This is a genomic window from Corynebacterium sp. HMSC034B08, from assembly GCF_001835805.1.
Taxonomy (GTDB): Bacteria; Actinomycetota; Actinomycetes; order Mycobacteriales; family Mycobacteriaceae; genus Corynebacterium; species Corynebacterium coyleae.
In genome coordinates this window covers 28316-35070 of sequence record NZ_KV825933.1, presented here as the reverse complement: position 1 = coordinate 35070, position 6755 = coordinate 28316, and the positions used below count along the sequence as shown (strand labels likewise).

Below are 6755 nucleotides of genomic sequence, written 5' to 3'. Positions count from 1 at the left end.
AGATGGATGCGTGGATGCTGTCGCTCGGGTGGTTCTGGGCGACGAATCCGTACCGCATGCTGCAGGAAGTCGATGGATATCAGGTACCGCCGGTGCCGGAGAATTTCCAGCGGATCGCAGGGGAGGTGATGGATCGGGCACGCGAGATTGACCCGCGGGTTGGTGAGACTCCACGTGTGGAAACGGCGTTAGTGAATTTCTACCCGCCGGGCAAAGGAATGGGCATGCATGTGGATGCAGAAGAGGCATCTGAGAACGCGGTGGTCAGCCTGTCGTTCGGTCAGGACTGTGTGTTCCGCATCGAGGGGCACGATATTCTCCTGATGTCCGGGGATGCCCTCGTGTTCGGTGGCCCAGCCCGCCGCGCGAGACACGGCGTGCTGGGGGCAAAGAAGGGGACGTCGACGCTGCTAGAAGGAAGACTCAACATCACTATGCGACAGATGGAGAAGTGATGATCGCACTGCTTGGAGTCTGGTTCGCGGCAATCGTCAGCCCAGGTCCGGACCTGTTTCAGATCATCCGGGTTGGCGCGAAGAATCGACGGGATGGCATCCTGTGCGCGCTCGGCATCATGCTGGGCAACACGGTGTGGATCGTCGCGTCGCTGGCGGGTCTGAGTGCGTTGATTCAAGCGTTCCCGGAGATCCTGTCGGTGCTGCAGATCGTCGGTGGCGCCTACTTGTTGTGGATGGGCATAGGCGCGATTCGGGCGAGCGACCCGGAGTTGCCGGAAGCGCAGCAGGTGAGCAGACCGTTCCTCACCGGTGTGGCGACGAACCTGTCCAACCCGAAGGCCGTCCTGTTCTTCGGAGCGATCTTCGCCCAGTTCGCGCACGTGGGTTGGTGGGCGGTGCCGCTGCTGGTTGTCACGGGCATCATCTGGTTCGTCGGGTTCGCACTGGCAGTCCGTGCGATGGCGTCCAAGATTGAGCGTTACGGCAGGTGGATCGACGTGGTCACGGGCATCATCTTTATCCTTCTGGCCACATGGATGCTGTGGGAGGGCCTACACTTCGGCACATGAGCGAACAAAAGGTTGCAGTAGTTACAGGTGGTTCCGCGGGTATCGGCGAGGCGACGTGTCGGGCCCTTGCCGCCGACGGCTGGAAGGTCATCGTGGCGGCTCGGCGTCTGGAGAAGTGCCAGGCGATTGCCGACGACATCGGCGGCGTTGCAATCCACCTGGACGTGACGGACCCGGCCAGCGTGGCAAAACTCAACGAGCTGGAGCGCGTGGACCTGCTGGTCAACAACGCGGGCGGTGCGAAGGAAACCGACTACCTGCGGGATGCGGATGACGCGGACTGGGAGTGGATGCTCGAGACCAATGTGATGGGGACGATGCGGGTCACCAGGGCGTTGTATCCGCAGCTCAAGGCATCGGAGGGGCTGGTGGTCAACATTGGATCGGTCGCGGGCACGGACGCGTACAAGGGCGGGTCCGGCTACAACGCGGCGAAGTACGGTCTGCGCGGCATGACCAGGGCGATGCGCAGGGAGGAGGCGGAAAACAACATCCGCGTGTGTGAGCTTGACCCGGGCCGGGTGGAGACGGACTTCGCGCTCAACAGGTTCGGCGGCGACGAGGAACGTGCGCGGAAGGTCTATGAGGGCAACGTCAACCTGACTGCAGAGGACATTGCGGAGGCGGTGCGGTGGGTGGCGAGCCTGCCGAAGCGGGTGAACATCGACACGATGAGCATCATGCCGGTCGACCAGGCAGACCGCTAGACTGCCCTACATGCATATGGACGTGTCGATTTCGGGCGAATCAATCAAGCTCGGGCAGTTCTTGAAACTGGCCAACCTGGTGGAATCCGGTGGTCACGCGAAGGAAGCGATTGCTGGGGGAGAGGTGCTGGTCAACGGTGATGTGGTCACCTCGCGGGGGCATTTGCTTTACGACGAAGACACCGTCTCGATCGGCGACGCCTCCGCAACAGTGATGGCGGACTCGGACGGTGACGACTACTTCGATGAGCGCACCGCCAACGACGATTTCGATCCGGAGAAGTGGAGGAACATGTAATGCCTGCATTCGAAGGCAAGGACGGCATGCCGTTTTGGCAGGACCTGATGACCACGAATGTGCTGAAGTCCACGCACTTTTACAGCAACGTGTTCGGTTGGGAGATCGTTGACGGCACTGCTCGCAAGGATGGGTTGCCGGTGGCGGGTCTGGTGTCGGGTAAGGCTGATGGCTGGGTGACGTCGTTTATGGGCGGCGGCGAGGTGGAAAAGCTCGGCGGCCGTGTCCTGAGCGCCGACGATGAGTTGACGCTGTGTGAAGACCCATCCGGCGGCCTGTTCGGCCTGATGGATCCGGAGGAACGCTTCGTCGCGGCCGGTGAGCCGGGGGTGCCGGTGTGGTACGAGTTGGTGACCACGGACCAGGCCACCATCGATTTCTACGGCGACCTGTTCGACTGGGAGATCCGCGAGGAAGACGGCTACTTCCTGGCGCTCGAGGACGGCGCTCCGTTCTTGGGCATGTATGTCGGGGAGGCGGCGTCGTGGGTGAGCTACTTCGGCGTGGAAGACCTCGAGGCAGCTTGCAAGGCGGTTGAGGAGCACGGAGGCACTGTGCTCGTCGGACCTGGCGAGGGCGCGTTTGGGCCGATGGCGGGCATTGCGGACCCGAACGGTGCGCAGTGCTTCATCGTCGAGGTTGACGTGCCGACGTTCGAGGAGATCAGCGAAGCGGACTCTGTGCTGTGAAACGTGTAGGGGCGGCGCTGCTGGTGGCGTCGTTGAGTTTTCCGCTGAGTGCGTACCACGTGGACCCGTCGTATAACAGGGATCGGACGGGGCTTGCGGTGGTGCACCCGGACGGGCGCGTGTCCATTTCGCCGAAGGCGGAGGAGGCCCGGCCGGCGTTGTCGTTGGCGAAGCTCTACCTGGGCTACTACGTGCTGTACAACGGCACGAAGGCTGAGAAGAAGCAGGTGGAGGAGATGATCGCGTCGTCCGACGACGGGATTGCTAGCCGGCTGGACGCGAAGTATCCGGAGGCGATTGATGAGATTGCCAAGGACTTTGACCTGAAGCAGACGGCACGCGGTGTGTCGTGGGGGAAGTCGCAAACTTCGGCGCGGGATCTGGCCACGTTCATCGCGTCGATCGTGTGGGACCCGGCGGCGAAACCGCTGTTCGCGGGCATGGAGAAGCAGACCGCGGTGGCGTCGGACGGTTTCATCCAGGGGTTTGGCACGGCCCGGTTGAAGCGTGTGAAGGGCTCGAAGATGGGTTGGTCAGACGACCGGGAGAGTGCGACGGGCTCGGTGTCCTGGGGTGAGATCGGCAAGGAAACGTGGGCGGTGGCCGCACTGACGTACGGCACCGCCTATGAAAACACGGTGGATACCAACGTGGGTATCAACCAGGTCAACGACGGAGATGCTCCGCGACATCCTGCACTCGACGGCGGATTTCTGCCGGTGTGGAAATGAACCCCTTGGCGTAGTACTCGGTGCCTTCGAGCCCTGAACCTGCCGGGACCTGCACGAATCCCTCTCGGTTGGTGGTGGGGAAGGTGAAGACGTAGTCGTCGGCGGTGGGGGCTGGGGTATCCCCAAGCACCCATGCGGTGACGGGGCCGGGCAGTTGGTCGACGGCCTGTTGGGCGTCTTCGGCACGGTCGACGTCGAGAATCGTCGTGCCGGAGAGTTCAGCAGCAGCGGCCACGTCGGGGCGCCACAGCATTTCCTTTGCGTTCGTGGGTCCGTCCCACACGGAGACTGCCCACGCGCCGGTCGGCTTGCTCGGTGTGAATACGGCACCGAGCTCATGCTTGTCGACGACCACCCCACCCGACCACTTCGTCGCCGGCATCGCATGATCCACCGCACTGCCAAGCATGAGCATGGCGGCGTGTGTGATCCTGTCTGGAAGGAGTGCCAGGTAGTTCGGGCCGTCCTCGTAGGTCGCCTCGATGTAGGAGGCGAGCTGCTCCAACTGCAGTTCCGGCGGCAGGTCGCGCTTGACGCCACCGACGTTGAAGTTCGGGTCACCCTGTTCGTTGAGCGGGTATTCCTCTACCAAATCGTCACCCTGTCCTCGGGCTCGATCCACATCTTGGAGCCCTTCTCTACGTCGAAGGCGTCGTAGAACTCGTCGATATTCGCAGCGATGACGTTGCAGCGGAACTCGTTCGGGGCGTGCGGGTCAATGGCCAAAAGTTGCGCCGCCATCTCCGGGCGGGCCTTGGAGCGCCACACGCGGGCCCAAGCGTAGAACAGGTTCTGGAAGCCCTCGCGGGTCTCCTCGAGGCCCTTGTCGGCGAGGTATTTCTTGTACGCCACGACGGCGATGCCAAGTCCGCCAAGGTCACCGATGTTCTCGCCGAGGGTGAACTCACCCTTCACGCCAGAGGTGTCGGTGCCCTCCAAGACGGACGGGACGAGACCGTTGAACTGATCGACCAGTTTGGAGGTGAGTTCCTCGAAGTTGGTGCGGTCCTGTTCGGTCCACCAGGAGTTGAGGTTGCCCTGGCCGTCGTAACGCGAGCCCTGGTCGTCGAAACCGTGGCCGATCTCGTGGCCGATCACCGCGCCGATCGCGCCGAAGTTCTGGGCGGCGTCGGCATCGGGGTCGAAGAACGGCGGCTGCAGGATCGCGGCCGGGAAGGTGATGTCGTTGACTACCGGGTTGTAGAACGCGTTGACGGTCTGCGGGCTGGACACCCACTCGTCGCGGTCGGATGGCTTGCCGATCTTGCCCAGCTGGTAGTCGTGCTCAAAGGCGGCACCACGGCGCACGTTCTCGACGAGGTTGTCGGTAAACTCCAGGCCTTCGTAGCTGCGCCACTTGTCGGGGTAGCCGATCTTGGAGTTGAACTGGGAAAGCTTCTCCGCGGCCTTCTTCTTGGTTTCTTCGCTCATCCAGGGGAGGTCGGCGATGCGGGTGCGGTAGGCGTCGATAAGGTACTGCACCAATTCCAGCATCTGCTCCTTGGACTGCGGCGGGAAGTGGCGTTTGACGTATTCGCGCCCGATGTCCTCACCGACCAGGGATTCTGCGAGGGCCACGCCGCGCTTCCACCGGTCGCGCTGCTGGGTGGCGCCGGAGAGCTCCTTGCCGTAGAACTCGAAGTTTGTCTTTCCAATCTCCTCGCTGAGCACGCCGGCGCGGGAACGCAGAATGTTCCACGCGGCCCACAATTGCCAGTCCGCCAGGGTTTCGCGGCGCAGCATAGCGTCGAGGTCAGCGGTGTAGGTGGGCATCATGTCGATGACACGGCCGTCGGGGATGCCGGAGGCGCGCAGCATCTTCTGCACCAGCGGCGGTACCTCGGAAAGTTCGGTCGGGTTGTAGGTGGCGATCGCGTCGCGTGACTTCACCACATCCCAGTGCGAATCCGCCAGCGCCTTCTCCACATTGATAATGCGCTGCGCTGCGATCTCCGGACTCAACCCCAACAGGTACTTCGGGTCGAGGAACTCGAGCATGCGCGCGACGTGCTTCTCATAGTCAGCGAGCGTCTGTGCGTGTTGTTTCTCGTGGTAGTAGGCCTCGTCGGGAAGCCCAAGCCCCGATTGCACGAGGTAGGGGACGGAATCCTCGCCCTGGGAATCCTTCTCCACCCAGTAGGTCAGCGGTGCGCCAATGCCTGTGCGCTCCAAGAGCCCTAACTTTTCGACGAACTCCTCAACGCTCGCCACCTCAATCAACTCCAAGTCGGCGTTGAGGGCGTCGATGCCTGCAGCGTTGACCGCATCCACGTCCATAAAGGAGGTGTAGAGGGCGTTGCCGTCCGCAAGAATGGCGTGGACATCTTCCTCCGCCTTATCGCGCAGGGCGTAAAACGCGCCGTCAATGCCGCGGTCAGCGGGGATTTCGTGGTTGGCGACCCACTCGCCGTTTACTACTTCAAAGAGGTCATGCATGCCACCATGCTACGGAATTGGCACCTGGATCGGGGCCAAAGATTGCTCAATAATCCAGTTGGATGCCTCCCGCTGCTGGCCGAGGGTGTAGCTGCCGTGCAAACCAATGTCGTGGAAGACAGCAAACGCGCCCAACCCGAGGGAACGGAACAGGTTGTTGAACTCCCCGAACGGGATCTGGCCTGCAGCCACGTTGGTGCGCATCGCCGGGGAGACAAGACCACGGTGCGCCTCGTTCATGTTGCACACCAGGTCACCGGCGTTGCAGATCTCCAGCACGCGGGGGCCGAGCTCGCCGTAGCCCTCCGGGAGCGGGCCGAGGGACCCGCGTGCGTGGGGGGAGGTGCCGTGGGACAGCACCGCACCGTTGTCGCCCTGGTACGGGTTGGCAAACAGTGCCACACCCGAGACCTTCTCCGGCGCGATCGGGCCGCGACCGTGCGCAATATCGCTGGTCAAGCGGGCGGCGATGTCGGCGCCGAGGGAGTAACCGGTGAAGGAGAAGCGGGCGTCCGGGCACGCATTGGCTAGGCGGGTGACAGTTGCACGCGCCTTGTTGTAGCCAGTGGCGGACGCCTGCTTGTACGGGGTAGCCGCGAACGGGGTGGAGCGGTACGAAACCCAGACTGGATCGATCTCGCCGGCGGTGCCGAGCTTGGTCAGGATGCCCGTCATGAACACGTTGCCACCGTGCGGCACGTAGTCCGGGATCCCCTCAGCCGTGTTCGCCCCGCCCGGCACCGCAACCAAGTAATGCGCGGAGCACCCCTGCTGCTTGAAGGGCTGTGCTTCCGCAGTGGTGGTTGCGGTGGCGATGACGCTAAGGGCAGCGACGCAGGCTGCGAGAACATTTCTGAGTTTCATGAC

Annotated in this window: 9 protein-coding genes; 6 read left to right on the top strand and 3 right to left on the bottom strand. The window is 62.9% G+C overall.

The window, feature by feature from the left end; translation table 11 throughout:
• The 6 genes from HMPREF2656_RS03255 to HMPREF2656_RS03230 form a co-directional block, all read left to right on the top strand.
• Nucleotides 1–455: alpha-ketoglutarate-dependent dioxygenase AlkB (locus tag HMPREF2656_RS03255; protein WP_070815839.1), on the top strand; the 455-nt coding region annotated here is incomplete at its 5' end.
• On the top strand, nt 455–1027 hold the full coding sequence (locus tag HMPREF2656_RS03250) for a LysE family translocator (protein ID WP_070421988.1): 573 nt from the start codon (nt 455–457) through the stop codon (nt 1025–1027). The genes HMPREF2656_RS03255 and HMPREF2656_RS03250, both read left to right, overlap by 1 nt.
• A complete protein-coding gene (locus tag HMPREF2656_RS03245) occupies nt 1024–1734 on the top strand; it encodes an SDR family oxidoreductase (RefSeq protein WP_070451952.1) in 711 nt (236 codons plus the stop codon). The genes HMPREF2656_RS03250 and HMPREF2656_RS03245 overlap by 4 nt, the downstream gene beginning before the upstream one ends.
• 10 nt (nt 1735–1744) lie before the next feature.
• Complete coding sequence (locus tag HMPREF2656_RS03240) at nt 1745–2032, top strand: RNA-binding S4 domain-containing protein (RefSeq protein ID WP_070451948.1); 288 nt, start codon at nt 1745–1747, stop codon at nt 2030–2032.
• Nucleotides 2032–2721 (top strand): VOC family protein, encoded by a 690-nt coding sequence (locus tag HMPREF2656_RS03235; RefSeq protein ID WP_070815838.1) that lies wholly within the window; start codon nt 2032–2034, stop codon nt 2719–2721. Before HMPREF2656_RS03240 ends, HMPREF2656_RS03235 begins: the two co-directional genes overlap by 1 nt.
• Nucleotides 2718–3452, top strand: a complete 735-nt coding sequence (locus HMPREF2656_RS03230) for a hypothetical protein (protein ID WP_141750375.1) — start codon at nt 2718–2720, stop codon at nt 3450–3452. Before HMPREF2656_RS03235 ends, HMPREF2656_RS03230 begins: the two co-directional genes overlap by 4 nt.
• On the opposite strand, the gene HMPREF2656_RS03225 is transcribed toward HMPREF2656_RS03230, so the two are convergent.
• Genes HMPREF2656_RS03225 through HMPREF2656_RS03215 form a run of 3 tightly spaced genes read right to left on the bottom strand, consistent with a single transcriptional unit; the run spans nt 3388 to nt 6752 of the window.
• Nucleotides 3388–4044: a hypothetical protein gene (locus HMPREF2656_RS03225; RefSeq protein WP_070815837.1), complete on the bottom strand. Its 657-nt coding sequence runs from the start codon at nt 4042–4044 to the stop codon at nt 3388–3390. The two genes, HMPREF2656_RS03230 and HMPREF2656_RS03225, sit on opposite strands and share 65 nt — an antisense overlap.
• The gene (locus HMPREF2656_RS03220; protein ID WP_070815836.1) at nt 4038–5888 is read right to left on the bottom strand and encodes a M13 family metallopeptidase; all 1851 of its coding nucleotides are present in this window, start codon (nt 5886–5888) and stop codon (nt 4038–4040) included. The genes HMPREF2656_RS03225 and HMPREF2656_RS03220 overlap by 7 nt, the downstream gene beginning before the upstream one ends.
• 9 nt (nt 5889–5897) lie before the next feature.
• On the bottom strand, nt 5898–6752 hold the full coding sequence (locus tag HMPREF2656_RS03215; RefSeq protein WP_070484954.1) for a cutinase family protein: 855 nt from the start codon (nt 6750–6752) through the stop codon (nt 5898–5900).
• Between the last annotated feature and the right edge of the window lie 3 nt (nt 6753–6755).

Bases quoted from the DNA above. Each gene is read 5' to 3' on its own strand.
- HMPREF2656_RS03250 (WP_070421988.1), top strand. From the start codon at position 455: ATGATCGCACTGCTTGGAGTCTGGTTCGCGGCAATCGTCAGCCCAGGT.
- HMPREF2656_RS03245 (WP_070451952.1), top strand. From the start codon at position 1,024: ATGAGCGAACAAAAGGTTGCAGTAGTTACAGGTGGTTCCGCGGGTATC.
- HMPREF2656_RS03240 (WP_070451948.1), top strand. From the start codon at position 1,745: ATGCATATGGACGTGTCGATTTCGGGCGAATCAATCAAGCTCGGGCAG.
- HMPREF2656_RS03235 (WP_070815838.1), top strand. From the start codon at position 2,032: ATGCCTGCATTCGAAGGCAAGGACGGCATGCCGTTTTGGCAGGACCTG.
- HMPREF2656_RS03220 (WP_070815836.1), bottom strand. From the start codon at position 5,888: ATGCATGACCTCTTTGAAGTAGTAAACGGCGAGTGGGTCGCCAACCAC.
- HMPREF2656_RS03215 (WP_070484954.1), bottom strand. From the start codon at position 6,752: ATGAAACTCAGAAATGTTCTCGCAGCCTGCGTCGCTGCCCTTAGCGTC.